General features: G+C 65.1%; 18 protein-coding genes. 16 read left to right on the plus strand and 2 right to left on the minus strand.

All coding sequences use genetic code 11. The annotated features are described in order from the left end of the window. Window positions 1-33 precede the first annotated feature (33 nt). On the minus strand, window positions 34-945 hold the full coding sequence (locus tag ACFU5V_RS37410; RefSeq protein WP_378705836.1) for an acyl-CoA thioesterase: 912 nt from the start codon (window positions 943-945) through the stop codon (window positions 34-36). Window positions 946-1239: 294 nt separating this feature from the next. Between ACFU5V_RS37410 and ACFU5V_RS37415 the strand changes: the two genes are divergently transcribed. From ACFU5V_RS37415 to ACFU5V_RS37475, 13 genes are all read left to right on the plus strand, one after another. Next, window positions 1240-2679: an MmgE/PrpD family protein gene (locus tag ACFU5V_RS37415; RefSeq protein ID WP_378705838.1), complete on the plus strand. Its 1440-nt coding sequence runs from the start codon at window positions 1240-1242 to the stop codon at window positions 2677-2679. Between the two features lie 1158 nt (window positions 2680-3837). Beyond that, window positions 3838-4764, plus strand: coding sequence for an HpcH/HpaI aldolase/citrate lyase family protein (locus ACFU5V_RS37420; RefSeq protein WP_378705840.1), 927 nt, complete (start codon window positions 3838-3840; stop codon window positions 4762-4764). Window positions 4765-4783: 19 nt separating this feature from the next. Then, window positions 4784-5260: a MaoC family dehydratase gene (locus ACFU5V_RS37425; protein ID WP_378705842.1), complete on the plus strand. Its 477-nt coding sequence runs from the start codon at window positions 4784-4786 to the stop codon at window positions 5258-5260. A gap of 35 nt (window positions 5261-5295) precedes the next feature. After that, complete coding sequence (locus tag ACFU5V_RS37430; RefSeq protein ID WP_378705844.1) at window positions 5296-7251, plus strand: AMP-binding protein; 1956 nt, start codon at window positions 5296-5298, stop codon at window positions 7249-7251. Continuing rightward, window positions 7248-8417 carry an acyl-CoA dehydrogenase family protein gene (locus tag ACFU5V_RS37435; protein ID WP_378705846.1) on the plus strand — a complete coding sequence of 390 codons (1170 nt, stop codon included), beginning with the start codon at window positions 7248-7250 and terminating at the stop codon, window positions 8415-8417. The genes ACFU5V_RS37430 and ACFU5V_RS37435 overlap by 4 nt, the downstream gene beginning before the upstream one ends. After that, on the plus strand, window positions 8417-9187 hold the full coding sequence (fabG, locus tag ACFU5V_RS37440) for a 3-oxoacyl-ACP reductase FabG (RefSeq protein WP_378705848.1): 771 nt from the start codon (window positions 8417-8419) through the stop codon (window positions 9185-9187). Before ACFU5V_RS37435 ends, fabG begins: the two co-directional genes overlap by 1 nt. A gap of 43 nt (window positions 9188-9230) precedes the next feature. Continuing rightward, on the plus strand, window positions 9231-10439 hold the full coding sequence (locus tag ACFU5V_RS37445) for an acetyl-CoA C-acetyltransferase (protein ID WP_378705850.1): 1209 nt from the start codon (window positions 9231-9233) through the stop codon (window positions 10437-10439). A 129-nt stretch (window positions 10440-10568) separates the two neighbouring features. Next, the gene (locus ACFU5V_RS37450) at window positions 10569-11738 is read left to right on the plus strand and encodes a CaiB/BaiF CoA transferase family protein (protein WP_378705902.1); all 1170 of its coding nucleotides are present in this window, start codon (window positions 10569-10571) and stop codon (window positions 11736-11738) included. After that, on the plus strand, window positions 11735-12541 hold the full coding sequence (locus ACFU5V_RS37455) for an enoyl-CoA hydratase/isomerase family protein (RefSeq protein WP_378705852.1): 807 nt from the start codon (window positions 11735-11737) through the stop codon (window positions 12539-12541). The genes ACFU5V_RS37450 and ACFU5V_RS37455 overlap by 4 nt, the downstream gene beginning before the upstream one ends. Then, window positions 12538-13938, plus strand: coding sequence for a CoA-binding protein (locus ACFU5V_RS37460; protein ID WP_378705854.1), 1401 nt, complete (start codon window positions 12538-12540; stop codon window positions 13936-13938). Before ACFU5V_RS37455 ends, ACFU5V_RS37460 begins: the two co-directional genes overlap by 4 nt. Window positions 13939-14082: 144 nt before the next feature. After that, the gene (locus ACFU5V_RS37465; RefSeq protein ID WP_378705856.1) at window positions 14083-14892 is read left to right on the plus strand and encodes an SDR family NAD(P)-dependent oxidoreductase; all 810 of its coding nucleotides are present in this window, start codon (window positions 14083-14085) and stop codon (window positions 14890-14892) included. Window positions 14893-15484: 592 nt separating this feature from the next. Beyond that, a complete protein-coding gene (locus ACFU5V_RS37470; RefSeq protein ID WP_378705858.1) occupies window positions 15485-16801 on the plus strand; it encodes an MFS transporter in 1317 nt (438 codons plus the stop codon). A 164-nt stretch (window positions 16802-16965) separates the two neighbouring features. Then, window positions 16966-17529 carry a nuclear transport factor 2 family protein gene (locus ACFU5V_RS37475; protein ID WP_378705860.1) on the plus strand — a complete coding sequence of 188 codons (564 nt, stop codon included), beginning with the start codon at window positions 16966-16968 and terminating at the stop codon, window positions 17527-17529. 253 nt (window positions 17530-17782) lie between these two features. On the opposite strand, the gene ACFU5V_RS37480 is transcribed toward ACFU5V_RS37475, so the two are convergent. After that, entirely contained in the window at window positions 17783-18070 is a 288-nt protein-coding gene (locus tag ACFU5V_RS37480) for a helix-turn-helix domain-containing protein (protein ID WP_378705862.1), read from the minus strand. A 695-nt stretch (window positions 18071-18765) separates the two neighbouring features. On the opposite strand from ACFU5V_RS37480, the gene ACFU5V_RS37485 reads away from it, so the two are divergent. From ACFU5V_RS37485 to ACFU5V_RS37495, 3 genes are read left to right on the plus strand one after another with little or no spacing between them, the layout of a single operon-like run. After that, on the plus strand, window positions 18766-20478 hold the full coding sequence (locus ACFU5V_RS37485; protein WP_378705864.1) for an ABC transporter permease: 1713 nt from the start codon (window positions 18766-18768) through the stop codon (window positions 20476-20478). Beyond that, complete coding sequence (locus ACFU5V_RS37490) at window positions 20475-21665, plus strand: ABC transporter ATP-binding protein (RefSeq protein WP_378705866.1); 1191 nt, start codon at window positions 20475-20477, stop codon at window positions 21663-21665. The genes ACFU5V_RS37485 and ACFU5V_RS37490 overlap by 4 nt, the downstream gene beginning before the upstream one ends. After that, complete coding sequence (locus tag ACFU5V_RS37495) at window positions 21665-22789, plus strand: ABC transporter substrate-binding protein (protein WP_378705868.1); 1125 nt, start codon at window positions 21665-21667, stop codon at window positions 22787-22789. The genes ACFU5V_RS37490 and ACFU5V_RS37495 overlap by 1 nt, the downstream gene beginning before the upstream one ends. Window positions 22790-22816 lie beyond the last annotated feature (27 nt).

Raw genomic sequence — 22816 nt, forward strand, 5'->3', positions numbered from 1 at the left:
CGGCGCCGAACCCCTCGGATCGCTCCGAAGCGCTTATCCGGTGTGCGCGGGCTGTGCCGACCCGTTTCCGGCGAGTCGCGCCCGCACCGCTCCCTGCGGTCGAATGAGGCCCTCCTGGGCCACGGACGCCAGCAACCGCCCTTGCGTGTCGAACACTTTCCCGGTGGACAGCCCTCGCGCTCCGCCGGCCCAGGCCGACGACTGATCGAAGCGCATCCACTCGTCGGCCTGCACCGAGTCGTGGAACCACAGCGAATGGTCGAGGGAGGCCCGCGGCACACCTGGGGCCCAGACGAGGAAGCCGTGCGGAACGAGGGACGCCGAGAGCAAGCCGAGATCGCTCAGGTAGGCGAGCACACACGTGTGCAGGAACGGGTCCGTCGGCAGCGGGCCGTTCGCGCGTATCCAAACATGTTGCAGGCCGGGAGTCTCCGCGCGCTGATCCTCCGGTCGAGTATCGCAGGCATACCTGATGTCGAGAGCCTCCCACTCGCGCCGCCAGAATGCCGCCGTGTGCACGTCGGTCATCTCCATGAGGTTGGCAAGGGGTGGCGCGTCGTCGTACGACGACGCCGCGGGGCACGACGGCCGATGTTCGAACCCCGGTTCCTCCCTATGGAACGAGGTGGTGGCGTGGAAGATCAGGTCACCATGTTGGTGGGCTGTCACCCGTCGTGAACTGAAGGAGCCGCCGTCGCGAAGATTCTCGACCTCGTACACGATAGGGATCTGCGTGTCACCACCGAGCAGGAAATGGGCGTGCAGCGAATGCACCTTCCGGTCTCCTGGCACGGTACTCCCTGCGGCCATCAGTGCCTGTGCGACGACCTGCCCTCCGTAGACCTTGACCAGCTCGGTCGATCGGGCAGGTCTTCCTCGGAAGGTGTTCGGTCCGATCGTGTCGAGGTCGAGAAGGTCGACGATCTCGGTGACTGACTGCGGCATCGGAGTTCCTTTCGGGAACGAATGTGGACCTGGCGGCGTGAGTGGGATGCGTCGACGAATGCTTCGAGCAATGCACTTTTGGCTCGCCGTCGCGGGGCAGAGTCGAATGTCTACCGAGGGACTCTTCCCAGCAGGACCCTGATCCTGTATTTACAATTATGTATAATCTTACAGAAGGTGCCGTTTCACGATTTCCTCACAGTAGGAGACCCGTGAAATGCGGATCGGATGCCTCCGAGGGCGATCCTGCCCCATGCGGTTCCACCGCGAAGGCCACGAGTATCGGGAGGTTTCATGACAGACGCAGCTCCAACTCTGGAACGCGCCGTTGCGCAGTTCGTGACGCGTTACAGTTGGAACGACATTGACCCCGCCACGCTCGCCGCGGCAAAGGCGCTGATCAAGGACCAGTTCGCAATCCAGATCGGCGCCTCGCAGCTGCCGTGGTCGAAGATGACGCGTGAGTTTAAAGACCCGCGCCCCGGAAAGGCGAGGATCGTCGGTGAAACGACGCGGGCTGGTGCGGTCGATGCGGCATACCTGAACGCGACCTTCGGCCACGGCTTCGAATACGATGACTTCCTCGGCAACGCGCATCCCGGATGTTGTGTCGTACCAACGGCCTTCGCCATCGGCGAAGAGGTCGGCGCATCGCTGCACGAGACTATTGTGGCGATGGTCGCGGGCTATGAGACCTACGTCCGGATCGGAGCGCTGGCCTCGCCTGCGATTCTCAACGTGGGCTGGCAGCCGCATGCGGTGTTCGCGAACTTCGGCGCCGCCGCGATTGCGGCAAAGCTATACGGCCTTGACGAGGACAAGACCTTCCACGCCCTCGCCATTGCGCTCAGCCATGCAAGCGGGACGACCGAATATGCCTCAACGGGGGGCTCCATCAAGCGGGTCCATGCCGGGATCGCCGTGCGCAACGGCATCGAGGCTGCGCAACTTGCCCGCGCGGGCGTGACCGGTCCACGGCGCTTTTTGACCGGCGACCGTGGTCTCTATCGAATGTTCGCCCATGCGGACGTCACCGACCAGGCCCGCGACGGTTTCCTTCCCGGCGCACCCAATATGCTGCCGGGCCTGTCGTTCAAGCCCTATTGCTGCTGTGCCCTGACATTCTGCTACATCGAGGCCATGGAGCATTTCCGAGACCGCGCCGGCGAGATCGACAGTGTCGTGGCCCGCATCCAGACGATGACCGACAGCGTCGTGGGAACCCGAAACGCACAGCTCTACAACCCACGAAATATCGAAGAACTGCAGTACTCGCTGCCTACACAGATGGCCCTGTCGGCGCTGGGCAAGGGCAACGGCTACGCGACCCACCGTGCCTTTCTGGAAGGGCGACTGGACCTGTCACCCGACTCTGAGGTCATGCAGTTCGCCCGTCGGATCACGCTCGAAGTGGCGACGGATCTCGACGAGAAGTACGAGTTCTTCGTCTCGGATGTGACCGTCCACTTCAAGGATGGGACCGCCGCGCACTATTTCCAGGAGCGCGCCAAGGGCTCGCCGGTGAAGCCCTTCACCGAAGCCGAATTTCAGGACAAGCTCGATGAACTGACCGGCGAAGTGATCGGGCGCGATCAGGCCGCGCGGCTCTTCGAGCTTGTCGATACACTGGCCCCCACCTGCGAGGTTGCCGATCTCACTGCGCTCTTGCAGCCCGGGTCCGGTTCCCCCGCATCGTCCTCGCCGAACAGCGTCAGCGAGGTGACGGTGTCCTGAGGGCAGTCGGGGCGAGGGCGTCCGCCCTGCCCCTTTCCCCGGACGCCGCGCCAGGGGAAGGTACACGTCGTCGATCACCGGCGGGGGAGCGCCCGAACGCGCAACTGCCGGTGTTCGGAGGCGCTCCTGCATCCGGTTCAGCGCCTGGTCCGCCGGAGAAAACCGTGGACTGGTGGATGCGGGCGAGACGAGTGAGACCAGCACTCTCAACGTGGTCGTAACGGTCGTCGCCCCGAGTCGAGAGCCACGTCGTGGAAGCGTGTCCGGATGGATGACGGACGCGGGGACTTGTATCGCCGACGCGGCGGTTCTCCTCGGGACTGCCAAGGACTGGCGGTGACGACCGGTCTGGGCGATCGCTCCGCTATCGTGACGCTCGACCAGAACCGGCCCCGAAGCAGTGTCTATCGAGGGGCCGATGAGGCCGTACGTCGCCGATCGCGACCGCCGACAAGAACGCCGGTCGATGTCGAGCTCTCGCCCAGGCGCCCGTGTCCGACGACGCACGATCGAGTGGCACTCTGCCCTCGAGGCGCCGTCCCGTGCCCGGATAGCGGGCATCAACGTTCCGGTCGCGGTTGCGCTCGCGGGCTATCGCACCGCGTGCCCTCGAGACGCCCACCCGCGACGTCACCTGTGACCGCCTTTCCGGTGTCGGGAGCCGACAACTGAATTGCGCCTCCCGCTCTGGCCACCGGGGGGCAGGCAATGACACCTACCGGCCGCATCCGACCAACGGCTGAAGCGTCCAGATCACATCCACCGGAAGTCTTGCGCTTTCTGAAGATACCGTTCTCCGTCGGAGCCTTCCGGCATCGTCCCTGCGACTGGACGGCAGGGCTGGTGATGCCCGGCAGGGCCCTTCGGGGCCGACCGTTCGGCGCGGTCGGCCTACCTCGTCCGCCGGGCGCCGGCGACTTCCAGAGAAATGAACGGATCCGCATCACACGGTCGACGAAAACTGTTGTGGTGCAGTGAATATCTTTGGCTCGTCCGGAGTGCCGGGCCATGGGTGGCCGAAAGTCTGCGGGCCGCTCGCGAGTGGGTGAGTGTGATGACGGCAAGTCCGTGGCCACGAACCAGATCATCGATAATCGGAAATCCTTGTGCCAGGGTCTCACATAATATATGGTTTGCTTCAGTCACTGAGGAGGATTCATGAGACCCCTACGTTCTCTGCTGTTCGTGCCCGGTCACCGGGGAAGCTGGGTGGACAAGGCGGTGGCGTCCGGTGTGGACGGCCTGATCTTGGACCTGGAGGATTCCGTTCCGTCTCATCTGAAGGCGGAGGGGCGGGCGGAGGCCGCCCGATCGATCGCCCGCCTCGCCGAGTCCGGTGATCGGCCGGCAGTGTACGTCCGGCTCAACTCGCTGGACACCGGACTGACCGGAGACGACATCGAGGCCGTCGCCATCCCCGGGCTCGACGGATTCGTGCTGCCCAAGACATTCGGTCCCGATGACATCGTGCGATTCGACGCGTTGGTCACGCATTTCGAGGCCCGCAACGGCGTCGATGCCGGGACCATCGAGTTCATCTGCTCATTGGAAACCGCCGAAGCATATGAGAACTGCGAGAAGATCGCGGTCGCATCACCGCGGGTGGCGACCCTGTTCGCCGGTACCGCCCGAGATGCGGATGTCTCCCGCTCGATCGGCTTCCAGTTCACTCCCGGCGGTCAGGAGACCCTGTACCTGCGGAGCCGGGCGTTGCTGGCGGCCCGCGCCCACGGTCTCGAATTCCCACTGGTGGGTGTGTGGCAGGACCTCGCCGACCCGGACGGAGCGCGCACCTTCGCAATACAGAACCGCGAGCTCGGCTTCCGCGGACAGGTCCTCATCCACCCCTCCCACGTCGCGGTCGCGAACGAGGTGTTCAGCCCCTCGAAATTCGAAGTCGACTTCTACGCCGGCATGATCACCGCCTTCGAAGAAGCCGAAGCCGCCGGGGCGGCCGCCGTCCTGTACGAGGGCATGCACATCGACTACGCGCACATCAAAACCGCACGTGAGGTGCTCAAGTACAGCCGCCTCCTCGACAACAACCGTTCCGACAGCCAGGCCGACCTGGCCGTCGCCAAGTAAACCCTGGAAGGCCCTTCTCATGCCTGGTCTCTACTTCGAAGAACTCGAACCCGGTGCGGTAATCGAACACGCCAGTAGGCGCACGGTCACCGAAACCGACAACGTCCTCTTCTGCTCCATGACGCTGAACCTCGCACCCCTGCATCTCGACGCGGAATACAGCAAGGACAGCATCTACGGGCAGCGGCTCGTCAACAGCCTGTTCATCCTCGGACTGGTCACCGGCATCACGGTGCCCGACACCACCCAGGGCACCACCCTGGGCAACCTCGGCTTCCAGGAAGTCACCTTCCCCAAGCCGGTCTTCCACGGCGACACCATCCGGGTGCGCACCGAAGTCGTGAGCAAGCGTGAGTCGAAGAGCCGCGACGACTCCGGCATCGTCTTCTTCCGCCACTACGGCATCAATCAGCGCGACGAGGTGGTCTGCGACTGTGCCCGCGCGGGCCTGATGCTCAAGCGGTCGGCCGCCGAAAAGCCTGTCGCCGTCTCCTGACCGTCCGGCAACCCACACGAAATGGAGGAGTAGCGATGCGTGAAGCCGGCCCGGTCGGTGGTTCGGGCACCCCCGTATGGGTGCCGGAGGAGGCCGACCGCAAGCGCAGCCGACTGCTTGCGGCGATGCAGCGGTGGGGATCTGCGGATCTCGACGCACTGCACAGGACCTCGGTCGACGACCCGGAGTGGTTCTGGCGTGCCGTGGTCGACGACCTGGACATCACCTTCGACACACCGTTCGAACGGGTCCGCGACGACAGCGAGGGCACACCCTTCCCCCGCTGGTTCGTCGGGGGCTCGCTCAATGCGGCCACGCTGTGCGCACACCGCCACGCCACCGGGTCGATCGCCGGCAAGGAGGCCGTGGTCTACGAGGGGGACGGCGGCCAGCGACGATCCCTGACCTACGCCGAGCTGGACGCGGACGTGCGGCGATTCGCTACCAACCTGCTCCGGCTCGGGGTCGTGCGGGGAGATCGGGTGGTTCTGTTCCTTCCGGTGGTACCCGAGGCCGTCATCGCCTACCTCGGATGCGCCATGATCGGAGCCATCTCGGTGCCCGCCTTCACCGGCTACGGTGCCGAAGCCCTCGCCACCCGACTGCGCGACGCCAAAGCGGTCGTCCTGGTCACCGCCGACGGGACGACACGCCGCGGCAAGCGGATCCCGCTCAAGCAGACCGCGGACGAGGCACTCGAATCCGCACCGTCGGTCCGCCACGTCGTCGTCGTGCGGCACCTCGCCGACGGTGCCGACATGCACAGCGGGCGTGACATCTACTGGGATCAACTCGACCGTGACCCCGAACCAGCTGACACCGTCGCCACCGACGCCAACGACCCTCTCACGATCATCTACACCTCCGGCACCACGGGCGCGCCGAAAGGGATCGTTCACTCCCATGCCGGCTTCGCTGTGAAGGCCGCGGTCGACTTCGCCTACGGATTCGACATCCACGAAGACGACGTCATTGCCTGGATCGCCGACATGGGATGGATGCTGGGACCGCTGCTGATCATGGGCGGACTGCAGCTGGGCGCGACGATCGTGCTCACCGAAGGTGTGCCGGATTACCCGTCGCCGCAACGGTTGTGGGAGATAGCTGAACGAAACGGGGTCACCTTCCAGGGCATCGCACCCACCGCCGCGCGCGCGGTGAAGGCCCACGGTGACCGGAATTTCGGGGACCTCGGACGGATCCGCGCCTTCGCGTCGACCGGCGAGGCATGGGACGAGCCGACATGGCGGTGGCTCTTCGAGACGGTGGGTGGGTCCCGCCGCCCGATCGTGAACTACAGCGGCGGCACCGAGACCGGTGGCGGAATCCTGGTCAGCTACCCCTTCCTGCCGATGGAACCGGCCTGCTTCAACGGCCCACTGCCCGGCATGGACGTGGCCGTGCTCAACGGTGACGGCCACCGTGTGACCGGTGAGGTGGGCGAGTTGACGGTGCACAACACCTGGCCGGGCATGACCCACGCCTTCTGGCACGACCGCGAGCGATACCTGAAAACCTATTGGACGCGCTGGGACGACGTCTGGCTCCACGGCGACCTGGCCAGCGTCGACTCCCACGGCAACTGGCGGATCCACGGCCGATCCGATGACACCATCAAGGTGTCCGGTCGGCGCGTCGGCCCCGCGGAGATCGAAGCGGCGCTGCTGAAAGACCCCCGGATCGCGGAAGCCGCGGTGATCGGTGTTCCCGACGAACAGCGCGGCCAACGGGTCGTCGCCTTCGTCGTGGCCCGCCCCGGGGACCTCGATCTCGACGACCTGACCGAAACGGCAGTGCACCATGTGGGCCGCTCGTTCGCGCCCACCCTGCACGTCGTGGCCACCGTGCCGAAAACCAAGAACGGCAAGGTGATGCGGCGTGCCATCCGCGCCCGTTACCTCGGCGGACCGCAGGGTGATCTCTCCTCACTCGATCCCGCCACCCCCCTCGACGACATCCCCACCCATCACGAAGCAGGAGTACAGGCATGACCGCAGTCGCAACCGAGCAGAGCGATCTGGAACTGATTCGCCAGACAACGCGGGAACTGGCCCGCAAGTTCGATCTCGAATACTGGCGGGAGAAGGACAAGAAGGGCGAATACCCCTGGGAGTTCGTGAAGGCCTTCGCCGACGGCGGTTGGCTCGGCGCGATGATCCCGGAAGAATACGGTGGACTCGGGCTCGGGCTGACCGAATCGGCGATCATGCTCCACGAGGTGGCCGCCTCGGGCGCCGGCACGGCCGGCGCGTCGGCGATCCACTTCTACATCTTCCCGCCGGGCCCGATCCTGCGTCACGGGTCGGAGGAGATGAAGCGCAAGTTCCTGCCGAAGATCGCCGCGGGTGAACTGCTGATGGCGTTCGGGGTCACCGAACCCACCGCAGGTGTCGACACCTCACGGATCACTACCAAGGCCACCAAGACCGACAACGGCTGGGTCGTCAACGGCCACAAGGTATGGATCACGAACGCGCAGAACGCCCAGAAGATCCTCCTGCTCACCCGCACCTCGCCACGGTCCGAAGAGAACCCCCTCGACGGCATGACCCTGTTCTTCACCGATCTCAACCGGGAGCGCATCACCGTCCGCGAGATCGAGAAACTCGGCCGCTCCGCTGTCGACTCCAACGAACTGTTCATCGACAACCTCGAGGTCACCGCAGACGAGGTCGTCGGTGAGGTCGGCAAGGGCTTCTACTACCTGCTCGACGGCCTCAACCCCGAGCGCATCGTCGTCGCCATGGAGCAGGTCGGACTCGGTCGCGCCGCCCTCGAGGTCGCGACCAAGTACGCCAACGAACGCGTCGTCTTCAACCGCCCGATCGGCAAGAACCAGGCCGTTGCCCACCCGCTGGCCGACTCCTGGATCCGCCTGCAGGCCGCCGAACTCACCGCGATGAACGCCGCCGCGCTCTTCGACTCACATCAAAAGTGCGGAGCGGAATCCAACGCCGCCAAATTCCTCGGCAGCGAAGCGGGATTCCAGGCCTGCGACCGCGCAATGCAGACCCTCGGCGGCTACTCCTACGCGAAGGAATACCACGTCGAGCGGTTCTGGCGTGAGTCCCGGCTCCTCAAGGTGGCGCCGGTGTCGCAGGAGATGGTCCTCAACTACATCTCCAACAAGGTCCTCGGCCTGCCGAAGTCGTACTGATGAGCGCACCAAACCCCACCGCGGCGCCGCGGCTACTCGACAAACAGGTCGCCATCGTGACCGGAGGCGGCCAGGGCATCGGCCTCGCGATCGCGGAGACGTTGACGACCCACGGCGCGCGGGTTCTCGTTGCCGACATCGACGGGGACAAAGCGCAGGCCGCGATCGCCCCTCTGGTGGCCGCCGGTGCCGAGATCGCAGCGCATCAGTGCGACGTCACCTCCGAGGCAGAACAAACCGGCCTGGTCCAGGCGTGCCTGGACCGGTTCGGCCGGGTCGACGTCCTCGTCAACAACGCGGGCGTCACCCGCGACGGCTACATCTCGAAGCTCAGCGAATCCGACTTCGATCTCGTCCTCGACGTGAGTCTGAAGGGGGCCTGGCTCGGAACGCGTGCGGTCGCCCCCTTGATGCGATCGCAGGGGAGCGGGTCCATCGTCAATGTCTCCTCCCTGTCGGGAAAGATCGGCAACCCGGGACAGACGAACTACAGCGCGGCCAAGGCCGGACTCATCGGACTGACCAAGGCCTCGGCGAAGGAACTCGGACCCTCCGGGGTACGCGCCAACGCGATCCAGCCCGGACTCGTGCGCACCGCGATGACACTGGCGATGAAACCGGAAATCTTCGCAGCCAAAGAAGCGGAAGTGCCGCTGGGCAGAGCGGGCCTACCCGAGGAAGTCGCCGGAGCGGTCATCTTCCTGGCATCCCCGCTCGCGTCATACGTCAACGGAGCCGTGCTCGAAGTGACCGGCGGCCGAGGTATCTGAGCGCCACGAAACGCAGCGCCAACAGAGAAGGAAGAAGGAAGACATGCGCGAGGCAGTGATCTGTGAACCGCTACGCACCCCGGTCGGACGCTACGGCGGCGCGTTCAAGGACGTCCCTGCTGCGGATCTCGCCGCCACCGTTCTGACAGAGCTGATCCGCCGCACCGGCATCGACAGCTCAGACGTCGACGACGTCCTGTTCGGACAGTGCTACCCGAACGGCGAGGCCCCCGCCATCGGACGTGTCGCGGCGCTCGACGCCGGACTTGCGGTCACGGTTCCCGGACTGCAGATCGACCGGCGCTGCGGCTCCGGTCTGCAGGCAGTCATCGACGCGGCCATGCGCGTGCAGACCGGCATATGCGACCTGGTCATCGCCGGTGGCGCCGAAAGCATGAGCCAGGCCGAACATTACGCACTCGGATTGCGGTTCGGCTTCCGCGGTGACTCCACCCCCCTGTCGGACCGCATCGCTCGTGGCCGCGTCACCGCCGGCGGTAAGCATCACCTCGTGGCAGGCGGCATGCTCGAAACCGCGGAGAACCTCCGCAAGGAATACAGCATCAGCCGCGGCGCCCAGGATCGTCTGGCCCTGGCCTCGCATCAGCGGGCCGTGGCTGCCCAGCAGGAGGGCCGCTTCGCCGACGAGATCGTCCCGGTCACGGTGTCGACCCGCAAGGGCGAGGTGACCGTCGACGTGGACGAGCACCCCCGGGCCGAGGTGTCCCTCGAGAGCCTGGCCGCGTTGACACCGGTCCGGCGGTCCGTCGACCCCGACTCGACCGTCACGGCCGGCAATGCCTCCGGGCAGAACGACGGCGCCGCGGCCTGCATCGTCACCACCCCCGAGCGTGCCGAGGACCTCGGCCTACGCCCCTTGGCGCGATTGGTCACCTGGGCTGCCGCCGGCGTCGAACCGGCCCGGATGGGCATCGGCCCGGTGCCCTCGACGGAGGCCGCTCTCGGCCGTGCCGGACTCGAGCTCAAGGACATCGATCTGATCGAACTCAACGAGGCCTTCGCCGCACAGGCGCTCGCGGTGACGACGGCATGGAAACTCGGCGAGGACGACTTCGATCGCCTCAACGTCAACGGTTCGGGTATCTCACTGGGCCACCCCGTCGGGGCGACCGGGGTGCGGATCCTCACCACGATGCTGCGCGAACTCGAACGACGACAGGCCCGCTACGCACTCGAAACCATGTGCATCGGTGGGGGGCAAGGACTCACGGCCATCTTCGAACGCGTCTGAGGACGTCGAACGGCAGACACCCGTGCTCATTTCTCGAGAATCGGTGATTCTTCAGCGGAGGAGGTGGATATGACCACAACAACGGCGGCGTGCCCCGAGAAGGCGGCAACGCGGGCACAGGATGAAACAATTGCGGGACCACTGGCCGGGGTCCGTGTCGTCGTCCTGGCAGGAATGGGGCCGGTGCCGGTCACGGCCATGATGCTCGCCGACATGGGGGCACGGGTGGTGCGGGTCACGCGCCCGTCCCACCGACCGGCCAGGGCGCTGAGCTCCACCGACGGTCTGCGGGAAAGGTGCGACCTCGTCAACCGCGGTGTCGAGACCGTGGCCGTCGACCTCAAGAGCGAGGACGGTGTCGCCACCGTACTGAGGCTGGCAGCGGCGGCCGACATCTTCCTCGAGGGCTACCGGCCCGGAGTGACCGACAGGCTGGGCCTCGGCCCGGAGACCGTCCTCGACCGGAACCCGGCGGTGGTGTATGCCCGGCTCACCGGCTACGGCCAAACCGGGCCGCTCGCACACACCGCCGGCCACGACATCAACTATGTTGCCCAGTCGGGAGTGCTGCACGCGATGGCGCGGTCCGGTGAAGCACCCCGGCCACCGATGAACCTCCTCGGTGACTACGCCGGCGGCGCCGCCATCAGTGCCTTCGGCATCATGTGCGCCCTGTTCGAAGCCCGCACATCCGGGCAGGGGCAGGTCGTCGACGCCGCCATGGTCGACGGAGTCGCACTCCTAACCACGAAGATCCAAGGTTTGCGCGCCGCTGGTCTCTTCTCCGACGAACCCGGCACCAACTGGATCGACTCCGGTGCCCCCTTCTACGACACCTACCGGTGCGCCGACGGTCGATACCTCGCGGTCGGTGCCCTCGAACCGGACTTCTACCACGAATTCCTCTCACGCCTGGGTGCGGACGTCTCCGGATGGCCCGATCAGGACGACCAGACGCGATGGCCGCAGTTGCGTGATCTGATCGCGGCGCAGGTCGGATCCAAGACCCAGGCACAGTGGTCCACGATCTACGAAGGCACCGACGCCTGCGTCACCGCCGTGCTGACCTTCGACGAAGCGGCGGAGCACCCACACAACCTCGAACGCGGTCTCTTCCAGCGCCTCGACGGAGCGCTCCATCCCGCTCCCGCACCCCGGTTCAGCCGAACCCCCGCACGAGCTGTCAGCACACCGAACGAGGGCGCCGTCGACGTCGAGATCGTCCTCGCCTCATGGGATCCGAGATCCCCGGCACCTTCATCAACCGAATCGCCCCACCAGGAAAGGACGATCTCATGATCGACAAGTACAAGGAGTTCACCAGCATCTCCTTCGAGAACAACCAGCCCGGGGTACTGGAGGTGATCTTCGACGGCCCGAACCTCAACGCCGTCGACGAGGCCACCCACAGCGACATCCCGCAGATCTGGTCGGTCATCGACCAGGACCCCGAGGTGCGGGCGGTCGTCGTTCGAGGCGCCGGCAAGGCCTTCTCCGCCGGCGGAAGTTTCGACCTCATCGACGCGCAGATCAGGGACTACGACGTGCGGATGCGGGTGATGCGTGAATCGCGGGACCTGTTCTACAACATCGTCAATTGCAACAAGCCGATCATCTCCGCCATCCACGGCCCGGCCGTCGGGGCCGGACTCGTCGTCGCCTTGATGGCCGACATCTCGATTGCCGCGAAGAACGCGCGCATCATCGACGGCCACACCAGACTCGGTGTGGCCGCCGGCGACCACGCATCGATGGTCTGGCCGCTGCTGTGCGGCATGGCGAAGGCGAAGTATCTGCTGCTGACGTGCCGGGAAATCTCCGGGGAGGACGCCGAACGCGCGGGCCTGGTCTCGCTGTCCGTCGACCAGACCGAACTGCTGGACACCGCCCGGGAAATCGCCGGCCAGATGAGTGCGGGCGCCCAGGAAGCGATTCGCTGGACCAAGTACTCGCTCAATCAGTGGTACCGCCAGCAGGGCCCGCTGTTCGACGCCGCGCTGGGCCTTGAGTTCCTGGGCTTCGGCGGCCCTGACGTCGTCGAGGGCGTCGCCTCGCACCGGGAGCGCCGCGCGCCGAAGTTCCGGACGGAGACGTGGTCGTGACCACGGCCGTTGCGGATCTGCTCTTCCGGCCGCGCAATGTCGTCGTCTACGGGGCATCCTCGGACCCGGCCAAACTGTCCGGTCGGCCCCTGGACTACCTGAAGAAATTCGGCTACGCCGGCGGCATCTACGCGATCAACCCACACCGCAACCAGGTCCAGGGCGTCCCGGCCTACGCGGACATCTCCGACATCGACGCACCGATAGACCTGGCCATTATCGTCGTCCCGGCCGCAGCGGTGGTGGAGGCGGTCGAGCGCTGCGCGAACGCCGGTGTCGGCACCGCGATCATCTTCGCCTCCGGGTTCGCCGAGATCGGTGACCCGGGAACAGCGATCCAGGACCGGATCACCGCGGTCGCCCGCCGCAGTGGGATGCGCGTGGTCGGCCCGAACTGTCTCGGCAGCTTCTCGGCCGGAAACCGCGCATTCGCAACCTTCTCCACCGCCTTCGACGACGAGGGCGAACGTCCCGACTCACCGATCGCACTCGTGTCCCAGAGCGGGGCGGTCGGCACCTTCACTTACAGCACGATGAACTCACTCGGACTCGGGGCACGCTACTTCGCCAACACCGGCAACGAGGCGGACGTGACGGTGGTCGAGTTGCTGGCGGGCCTGGTCGACGCACCGGATGTGAACCTCCTGCTCGGACACATCGAGGGAGTCAAGGACTTCGCCGCCCTCGAGGGGCTGATGCGCTCGGCAGCCGACCACGGCAAACCTCTCATCCTGCTCAAGGCCGGACGGTCCCCGGCGGGCTCGCGTGCCGTCGCGGCACATACCGCGAGCATCGCCGGCGACGACGACGCGTTTGAGCAGGCCGTGACTACTTACGGCGCGATACGGGTGCACAGCATGGAAGCGATGGCCGATGCCGCACTCGCCTTCGCCGCCGGACGGGCCGCAGCCGGACGGCGGCTGACCGTCGTCACCCAGAGCGGCGGCGCCGGCGCCCTCGCGACCGACACAGCCGTCGAACTGGGCCTCGTCGTCGAACCGTGGCAGTCCGCGGACCGCGAACGACTTGCTTCGCATCTGCCGTACTTCGCCTCGACGGCGAACCCGATCGATGCCACAGGGTCGTTGATCAACGACGTCGGGATCTTGACCCGGACCCTGCAGGTGGTCTGCGACAACGACGACACGGACGCCGTACTCGTGGTCCTCGGGAACTCTGACGCCAGCGCCGACGCCATGGTCGAGGCTCTCCGACGTGCCTACGCTGCGACATCGAAACCCTTCTTCGTCGCCTGGACCGGCGGTAGCGGCCGACCACGTCGCCAACTGCTCGATGCCGGGATCCCGACCTACCCCGAACCGAGTCGCGCCGTCCGCGTACTCAGCTACCTCGTCGAACACAGCCTCCGCCGAGCGGTGGAGTCGGCTGCGGGATGAACGGGGAACATGGCAATGGAGGAATCCGCGCCACAGCTTCGGAGACGAAGGTCGACGCGCCGCTGGCGTCGGTCGAGACGTGGGCATGATGTGTGAATCCGCCGGAGGTGCCCGCCCCGCGGAGGACGAAAAGGGAGTGATGGCATGGGTCAGCGCGTAGCCGGCAAAGTGGCGATCGTGGTGGGGGCAGGACAGGTCGAGGGACGGACCGTCGGCAACGGACGCGCCGCGGCACTGCTGCTGGCACGCGAAGGGGCGAAGGTGCTCGCCGTCGACAGGGATCTCACATCGGCGAAGGAGACCGTTCGGCAGATCGTCGCCGACGGTGGCGAGGCGATCGCCGTGCGGGCGGATGTCACGTGTGAGCAGGACATCGCCGCAATGACGGCCACCTGCGTGCAGGAATGGGGGCAAATCGACATCCTGCACAACAACGTGGGCGTCGGCGGACTTTCCGCCGGGGATGCGCCGGTCAGCGAGATCGATGCCGAGGCATTCACTCGAATCATTGCCATCAACCTGCAGGGCATGGCACTGACCTGCAAGCACGTCATCCCGGTGATGCGCGATCGCGGTGGCGGTGCGATCACGAACATCTCCTCCAATGCGGTACTGATCAATTATCCGAACGTGGGCTACAAGACCGCCAAGGCGGGCGTGGTTGCGCTGACCGAACACATCGCAATCACCGAGGCGCAGTTCGGCATCCGCGCCAATACGATCCTTCCAGGACTGATGGACACGCCGATGGCGATCGAACAACGGGTCGGAAGGGCGGGCGCAACCCGGGAGCAGGTTGCGGCCGAACGGAATGCGCGTGTTCCGCTGCGAAATCGGCAAGGAACCGCGTGGGACGTGGCACAGGCGGCGCTGTTCCTGGCGTCAGATGAGGCCGCCTTCATTACCGGTGCGGCGTTGGTCGTTGACGGTGGTCAAAGCCTGTTGACGGGGTGAAGGAAACGGTTTGGGCGTCGGAACTGTCTTGACGACAAACCGCGATCACCGGTCAACGATCGCGTCATGTCCGGTCGTCGGCTCGCGGCCCTGGCATGCCTGGCAGGTACGACTCGCCCGCGCTCGGCATGAGGAGGCGGTTCACTTCTCGTCGGTGCCGCGATCGTGGGCCAGCTGTCCGGTGTGCAGCTGCGTCGAAAACCGATCGCGTCACTGGATGGAGGGGCGGAATGCGCCTACTGCGTTCAGTCGAATACCACTGCGGCCGTGGTGCACGGCGAATTCTTCAATTCGCGCTGGCCGCGGTCCTTGGCGAGTTCCGGGCGTCTGCCCCGATGGTAGTGGGCGGAGTCATACCTATTGCCAAATGTGATCGATCATATATTATCGAGGTAGGCCGCGGGCCGTGCCGATGCTCGTCCAACGAGCGGTGAATTTTCCGTCCGACCGGACGGCACCCGAGCGTCTGCCTGCGGCGAAGAACGACATCCGCCCAGGAGCAGGCGTCGCAGCATCGACAGACCCGTTCCCTACGCCCGGGTATCGCACGAGCCCCGCCGCGGGTCATATCATCGGAGATGAGGCAACTTAAGTGAGCACACCAGGACTGACTTCCCGAGCCGTGGAGCCGACCGGCACACGACCCGGCAAGGTTTTGGCCGCCTCGGTCGCGGCATCATCGATCGAGTACTACGACTTCATGATTTACGGAACGGCGGCCTCGCTGATCTTCAACAGCCACTTCTTTCCGTCGATCAACCCCACTGCCGGCGTCCTCGCCTCGTTCGCGACGTTCGCTGTCGGGTTCGCCGCACGCCCGGTCGGGGCCGCAGTCTTCGGCCACTTCGGCGACAAGTTCGGCCGCAAGCCGGCACTCCTCGGCGCCATGCTGCTGATGGCGATCGCCTCCACCTTCATCGGAGCCCTGCCGACCTACGCGACGATCGGGGTCGCGGCACCGATCGCCCTGACGATTCTGCGGTGCGCGCAAGGCGCTGCAGTGGGGGGACAGTGGGGCGGTGCAGCACTGATGGCCATCGAACACGCGCCGCCGAACCGCCGCGGCCTCTACGGTGCCGTCCCCCAATTGGGCGTCCCGGTGGGGATGATCACCGGCACCCTGTTGTTCCTGACACTCAATCAGGTTCTCGACGCCGATCAGTTCTCTGCCTGGGGATGGCGGATACCCTTCCTGCTCAGCATCGTGATGTTCCCCATCGCCTACTACATCCACCGCTTCATCGAGGACACCCCCGCGTTCCAGCACGCTGACAATGCCTTGGCGGCACGGTCGCACTCGGTCAAGCGCTCCTCGGTCTTCGAGGTGCTGCGCCGCCCGCGACAGCTTCTCCTCGCCGCCGGCACCTTCGTACCCGCCACCATCGCCTTCTACGTCATCAACACGGGCATGCTCGACTACGGCACCCGCGACCTCGGAATGAGCAAGAGCACGCTGCTTACCGCGGTGTTGATCTCGATGGTCGGGTGGACGGTCGGTACCCTCGGATTCGCCTGGCTGTCCGACATCGTCGGGCGGCGGCCGGTCTTCGCCGGTGGTGCAATCTTCACCGGTATCTGGGCATTCGCAATCTTCCCGCTGGTACAGACCCGCAGCTTCGCGCTGGTCGTCCTCGCAGCGCTGGTCGGGCTGCTTGCCGTCGGCGCCATGCAAGGACCCGTCGTCGCCCTCTTCGCCGAGATGTTCCCGCCGAGCGTGCGGTATGCCGGTGCATCCATGGGAACCCAGGGCGCAAACATCATCGGAGGCGGTCTCGCCCCCCTGATCATGGTCGCCCTCCTCGAAACCACCCACACCACCATCTCGGTGTCCGTCTACGTGGCCTCCGCCGCCGCACTCAGCCTGATCCCGTTGGCGATGATCGGCCGAGCGCCCCAGCACACGAATTAGCTCGGCCACCGAGGTGAGCCCCGGCGCGGCATGCCTCGGAAACACCGAGCCGACCGGAAACCGAACAAAGGTCTGTTGGTCGGAAGCCGACGTTTCTACGATGTGAGCGCGGATCGCAGCACAGCAACGACACATCGTTTGCCCAACGCCCGAGGAGAGATGGCATGAACGACAGAGAAGAACCGGCGCCCGCGCTGCAACGCATCCTGGACCGTCAAGACATCCACGACGTGCTGTGCCGGTATGCCCGGGGGGTCGACCGCGGGGACTGGGAGCTCGTCCGGTCGGCCTACCATCTCGACGCCTACGACGACCATGTGGAATATCAGGGAAACATCGATGGACTGATCGATTGGCTGGACACCCGGTTCGCTGGTGTCGACAACTCGATGCACTTCCTGGGCAACAGTCTGGTCGAGCACACCGCGGCAGACTGCGCCTCAGCGGAAACCTACTTCGTCAGCTCTCGCCTGATTCCTCCCACAGGAGACGCCGCGGCTCGTACGTCGCCGGGTGACGCCCTCTGCCGCCAAGCCTGGGGACGCTATCTGGACAGATTCGAACGCCGTGACGGCGCGTGGCGGATCGCGTACCGCAGAGTCGTCCTCGATGCGCGGTTCACGTCGGTAGCGATCAACGGAATTCGAACGGACGGTACGTACTGGGGACTGCGCGATGCGGGGGATCCGCTTTACGCGGAACACACCACGCTGCCCGGCCGGGCCTGACCGCACCACCCGGAGCGGCGGGCCGTCGAATCTGCGCGGGCCGTGACGGGCATCGACGATTTCGCTGTCGTGCCCGGACGCGCACGATCCGCTGACGGTCGATTCGTCGCCCGCCGCTTGAGAAGGTTCGTAATTGAGCGAGCGGTGCTGTGGCACAGGTCGTAGTTCGAGCCGATCCGGGTCAGCTCGGTCTCGGTCGCGATGCGGACCTCGCCGAGGATGTCGGGACAGAGGTTGGCGAGTTCGGTGGATTTCACGTTGCCCCAAACTTGTTCGATGGGGTTGAGCTTTGGCGCATACGCAGGGAGGCGTGCGACGTGAAGCCAGGCGCGCCCTGGTGTTCAGCCGCGCGGTCATCGCCTTCGGTCCACCGTCGATACCAGCGGGAGGCGGTCTGCTGGGAGGCGTCCAACTCGACCGCGACATCGACCTGTCGCCGTCCCGTGGCGACCGTCTCCGCCGCCCGCATCCTCCGGTCACGCAACGCCTCGAGATCGCGGCGACCGCCGCTGCTTGACTTTCCGGGCGTCCCAGCCCTCATTCGTCAACTGATCAAGCAGTACAGTGTGAATCACCTGCAACGACACACCCTATTACCGAAACATCGTCAATTCGATCCGGGCACGAGGGCAGGTTTCCCTGATGTCGGGAGTCGGTCCGTCGGCGCTCTCGCACCCTCCAACTCCAGGCATCGTCAGATGCGGGGAAGGCGCATCCCCATAACAGGTTTACGCCCAACCGCAGTGGGCCCCTTTCGATCCGCAGGTGAGTACGCCGTGCGCATCCCTGGGTGGACCCCCGCGTCCCCCGATGTGGACCTTCCCCCGGCCCAACCAGGTCATACGTGATGCCGGGGCTCGAGGTGGAATCTGGGTGGGTGGCGGCTTCCTCTGCCTTCCATGGTCCATTACGGAACGATTCGCTCGACGTCGAGATCGCCCGCCGAATCTAATCGGGGACTGCCCCTGACAGGATCGCGCCGGAGCCGCGAACGGTGCGGACAAGATCGCACTCGTATCGCAATAGCCTTGAAGCGAAAAGCCTTTCGGCCAAGTTTGTGTTCGCACCGGTGAACGTCGGGAGGCGCGTGGCCCGAGGTGTCGTGGGCATTCTCCATGACTTCTCGGGTGCAACAAAAGTCTACTTATCTTCGGGTAAAGCCTTGCCCAAACTGATTCTGTGACGCACCATATATTATCGACTTTCAGTGATCGAGTTCACGCAAGGAGTCCCCGCATGAGCGGACAATCGACAGCGACGCTGCCGTTGCAGCGTCACCGAAGAGAGCTGGGCCGGCAGGGGCCGTGGATCGCTCTGACCGCACTGGTCGCCATCCTCGTGCTCATTCCCATCGTTCCTCTGCAAAGCAAGGTATTTGCAGACGGTGGTGCCGGCCTGAAAGAACTCGGAGAAATGCGAGGTCTGGGATCGGTACTGGTCAACACCCTGTACCTCGGGATCGGAGCGACGGTCGTCGGTCTGGTGCTCGGCACGGGCCTGGCGATATCCGTCCATTCGCTGCCACCGAGGCTGCGCAGCGCCCTGTCATTCGCTCCGGTGCTGCCAATCATCATTCCCGCGGTCGCGCACGTCGTCGGGTTCGTGTTCCTGTTTTCACCAGAGAACGGGTATGCCAATACCCTGCTGAGGGCTACACCTCTGTTCGATGACGATGGGTCCGGTCCGATCAACGTCTACACGCCGTTCTGGATCATCGTCTACACCGGCATCCACCTCTCCGCATTCGTGTACCTCTTCGTCTACAGCGGACTTCAAGGACTGGGCGAGGACTACGGTCTCGCCGCGCAGGCGAACGGCGCCGGTGGCCTCCGGATCCTGCGCACCGTCACCCTGCCGATGCTGCGGCCGGTCTTCGTGTACTCGGGAATGATCGTGTTCCTGCTGGCGCTCGGCCAGTTCACCGGACCTCTGATCCTGGGGCGGCGCGAAGGGCTCGACGTCCTCACCACCAGAATGTTCGTCCTCACCACCGAGTATCCGATCCACTTCGCGCTGGTCGCCTCGCTGGGCACCCCGCTGCTGGTCCTCGCGTTCTTCCTGATGTTCGTCCAGCGCCGACTGCTCGGCGACCAGAAGCGTTACGTGGGCCGAGGCGCGATGAGCATGGCAAAAGCACCCACCCGCCCCTGGACCACTGCGGCGGCCACTGCCTTCATCGCTGCCTTCGTCGCAATCTCCGCAATCCTGCCGCTGCTCGCGCTGACGTTCGTGGCGTTGTCCCCGTACTGGTCCGGAAAACTGAGCGGAGAACACTTCACCACCGCCCACTTTGTTCGGACACTCTCGGATGCCCGGGTGCAGGAATCGATCACCACCAGCCTCACCGTGACACTCGCCGGCGTCATTCTGGCGATGCCGATCGGCCTGCTCGTCGCCCTCGCCGTCACGAACAGGGACCGCATCTGGCGGCCGGTCTCGATCGTGTTGGACGTGGCGGCCGCGCTACCGCTCGCGGTTCCCGCGGCCCTGATCGGTTTCGGTTTCCTCTTCGCGTTCTCGTCGACAAATACCGGACTGTACGGAACGAAAACAGCACTGCTGATCGCCTACCTGGCGATCATGTTGCCGTACGCCGTTCGATACCAGTTGACGACCTTGATTGCGCTCGGCCCGCAGACCATGGAGTCATCCCGGGTGAGCGGCGCCGGACCGCTGCGCACCTTCACCCGGATCGTCTTTCCGCTGTCCCGTGCCGGAATGGCCGCGTCGGCGGCGGTGATGTTTGTTTTGCTCATCCACGAGTTCGGTGTCTCGTTGCTTCTCCGGTCACCGGAAAGCACCGTGATGTCGGTGGTGCTGTACGAGGAGTTCAGCACCGGGTCCTACCCACGGGTGGCCGTCGTGGCCCTCGTCATGACTGTCATCACCGCCGGCGGCGTCGTCGCGGCGCTTGCCTTCGGCGGAACCAAAGCTATGGAGCGACTGTGAACGAATCGACCGTGACCACCGAAAAGACCGGATCCGAGCACACGCACTCGGCGCTAGACGTCGAAGTGCGCGTTTCCGGGTTGAGCAAGGCCTTCCAGCGGCGACGCGAGAACATCCGAGTTCTGAAGGAGGTCGACCTCGAAGTCCGAAAAGGGGAGTTGCTCGTCCTCCTCGGCCCGAGCGGGTGTGGAAAGACCACGCTCCTTCGATGCCTGGTCGGCCTCGAACGACCGGGCGAGGGACAGATCGAACTCGGCGGCGACCTGGTCGCCGATCCGGGGAAGGGAATCTTCACACCCCCGAACCGACGCAACGTCGGCATGGTGTTCCAGAACTACGCACTCTGGCCGCACATGAAGGTCTCGCAGAATGTGGCCTACCCGCTGAAGGCGCGAAAGCTCAAGAGCGCACTCGCGGGTGGCAGAGTGGAAGAGGTACTCGACATCGTTCAGTGCGGCCACCTGGCCGACCGCTATCCGCCCGAACTCAGCGGCGGTCAGCAGCAGCGTGTTTCGCTGGCCCGTGCTCTCGCCCCGCAACCGGCCGTTCTCTTGTTCGACGAGCCGCTCAGCAACCTCGACGCACTTCTCCGCCTCGACATGCGTGCGCAAATCCGTCGCCTGCACAGATCCTTGGGTTTCACCGGCGTGTACGTCACCCACGACCAGGAGGAAGCGCTGTCACTCGGCACCCGGGTGGCCGTGATGAACGACGGATGCATCGAACAGATCGGCGCGCCACAGGAGGTCTACCGCAATCCGGCAAGCGAGCGAGTGGCGGACTTCCTCGGCGCTCGGAACTCGATTCCGATGGTCGTCGACAGCTCGGGCGCCGCCATGGCGGGTTGCCGCATCCCAGATTCCGCCGCTCCGTCGTTGCCAGGGGACTACGTCATGCGGATTCGGCCCGCCCATGTCCAACTGCGGCGACCGACCGACCGCGGGCATGACGACCACATCACATGGTTGAGCGGCGGAACTGTCGTGGAGATCCTTCCCGGCGCCGACCGAACCGAGTACATCATTGAACTCGCTGACAGTGTCCTTTACGTCGAAATCCCGGTCAGCGGAATCGGTTTCCACATCGGAAGTGCTGTCGACGTCGGACTTCCACACGCCTCGACGCACTGTTACGGCGAAGACGGTGCGTTGACACCGACCGAACATGTACGGGTCGGAGTCGCGTGATGACGCACAAAGCAGATGCGCTCCGGGCATCGTTGCGACCCACCTACAGCGGCGACCCGAGCAACGGGCCGTTCCCATCGAACCAGGGCGTCGCCGCGCCACGATGGAGACGCCGGATCGCCGTCGTCGCCGCCATCGTGCTTGCCACTGTCGGCCTCACGGCATGCGGAACCGACGAACCGACGACGTCGTCCGGGGCCGACTCGTGGGACGCCGTCGTGGACCGGGCCGACGACGAGGGCGTTGTGAACTTCTATTCCGTCGCCCCCGAACTGCAGAACGTGCGATTGGTCGAGGCATTCAACAGTGAGTATCCGGACATCAAAGTGCGGGTCCTCAGGGGTGGCGGTGAGCTACCGTCCCGAGTCTCCGCGGAAATTCAATCCAGCTCGAAGGGCGCCGACGTCCTACTGTTCAGCGACCCGAACTGGTTCACCAAGAACGCTGATCATCTGATGACATTGGAAGGGCCCGAGGCGGAAAGCTGGCCGGAACAGGTGTGGAGGGTAAAAGGCAGGGCAATCGTCCCGTCGGCGTATCCGTTCGGAATGATCGTATGGAATACCGACCTCTTCCCCGCCGGCTTTGAAAACTGGGACGATCTACTGGATCCGTCAGTCAAGGGGAAATTTGGTACCCGATCCGACGTAACCCCCTCCTACGCGGGCTATCTCGATTTTCTGGAGAGGACCATGGGACCTGCGTACCTTCCCGCGCTTGGCGCGCAAAAACCCAAGTTCTACCCCTCGGTCGTACCCATGACTCAGGCCGTAGCCTCCGGCGAGATCGGCGTGGCCAACACGACAACACCTTCGATCGTGAAAGAACTCCAGGAATTGGGCGCGCCGATCGACGCCGTCGTTCCTCCGCACACCTATGCAATCGAATGGGGTGCAGCCGCCATCGACGGCTCTGAGCACCCGAACGCCGCCCGAGTATTCATGGACTTCATGATGTCGCAGCACGGCCAGCAGGCTCTCAACGGCGACGGCCTTGGGATATCCGGGCGCACCGACATTCCCGGCGTCATCCCGCAGGCGGGCATGGAGATGCTCAAATCGGAGAAGTACCCCGCCGATGTGCTCGCGGAATGGAGCCGCAAGGTCGACGAATACCTGTCCTGAGCAGGGTATACTCCAAAAGAAATTGGA

Source organism: Rhodococcus sp. NPDC057529 (genome assembly GCF_042802055.1).
GTDB lineage: Bacteria > Actinomycetota > Actinomycetes > Mycobacteriales > Mycobacteriaceae > Rhodococcus_F.

What these genes read in the sequence shown, in the direction of transcription:
- ACFU5V_RS37465 (WP_378705856.1), top strand. Translation starts at nt 14,083, where the DNA reads ATGGGTCAGCGCGTAGCCGGCAAAGTGGCGATCGTGGTGGGGGCAGGA.
- ACFU5V_RS37415 (WP_378705838.1), top strand. Translation starts at nt 1,240, where the DNA reads ATGACAGACGCAGCTCCAACTCTGGAACGCGCCGTTGCGCAGTTCGTG.
- fabG (WP_378705848.1), top strand. Translation starts at nt 8,417, where the DNA reads ATGAGCGCACCAAACCCCACCGCGGCGCCGCGGCTACTCGACAAACAG.
- ACFU5V_RS37435 (WP_378705846.1), top strand. Translation starts at nt 7,248, where the DNA reads ATGACCGCAGTCGCAACCGAGCAGAGCGATCTGGAACTGATTCGCCAG.
- ACFU5V_RS37455 (WP_378705852.1), top strand. Translation starts at nt 11,735, where the DNA reads ATGATCGACAAGTACAAGGAGTTCACCAGCATCTCCTTCGAGAACAAC.
- ACFU5V_RS37430 (WP_378705844.1), top strand. Translation starts at nt 5,296, where the DNA reads ATGCGTGAAGCCGGCCCGGTCGGTGGTTCGGGCACCCCCGTATGGGTG.
- ACFU5V_RS37475 (WP_378705860.1), top strand. Translation starts at nt 16,966, where the DNA reads ATGAACGACAGAGAAGAACCGGCGCCCGCGCTGCAACGCATCCTGGAC.
- ACFU5V_RS37425 (WP_378705842.1), top strand. Translation starts at nt 4,784, where the DNA reads ATGCCTGGTCTCTACTTCGAAGAACTCGAACCCGGTGCGGTAATCGAA.
- ACFU5V_RS37495 (WP_378705868.1), top strand. Translation starts at nt 21,665, where the DNA reads ATGACGCACAAAGCAGATGCGCTCCGGGCATCGTTGCGACCCACCTAC.
- ACFU5V_RS37485 (WP_378705864.1), top strand. Translation starts at nt 18,766, where the DNA reads ATGAGCGGACAATCGACAGCGACGCTGCCGTTGCAGCGTCACCGAAGA.
- ACFU5V_RS37445 (WP_378705850.1), top strand. Translation starts at nt 9,231, where the DNA reads ATGCGCGAGGCAGTGATCTGTGAACCGCTACGCACCCCGGTCGGACGC.
- ACFU5V_RS37410 (WP_378705836.1), bottom strand. Translation starts at nt 945, where the DNA reads ATGCCGCAGTCAGTCACCGAGATCGTCGACCTTCTCGACCTCGACACG.
- ACFU5V_RS37480 (WP_378705862.1), bottom strand. Translation starts at nt 18,070, where the DNA reads ATGAGGGCTGGGACGCCCGGAAAGTCAAGCAGCGGCGGTCGCCGCGAT.
- ACFU5V_RS37420 (WP_378705840.1), top strand. Translation starts at nt 3,838, where the DNA reads ATGAGACCCCTACGTTCTCTGCTGTTCGTGCCCGGTCACCGGGGAAGC.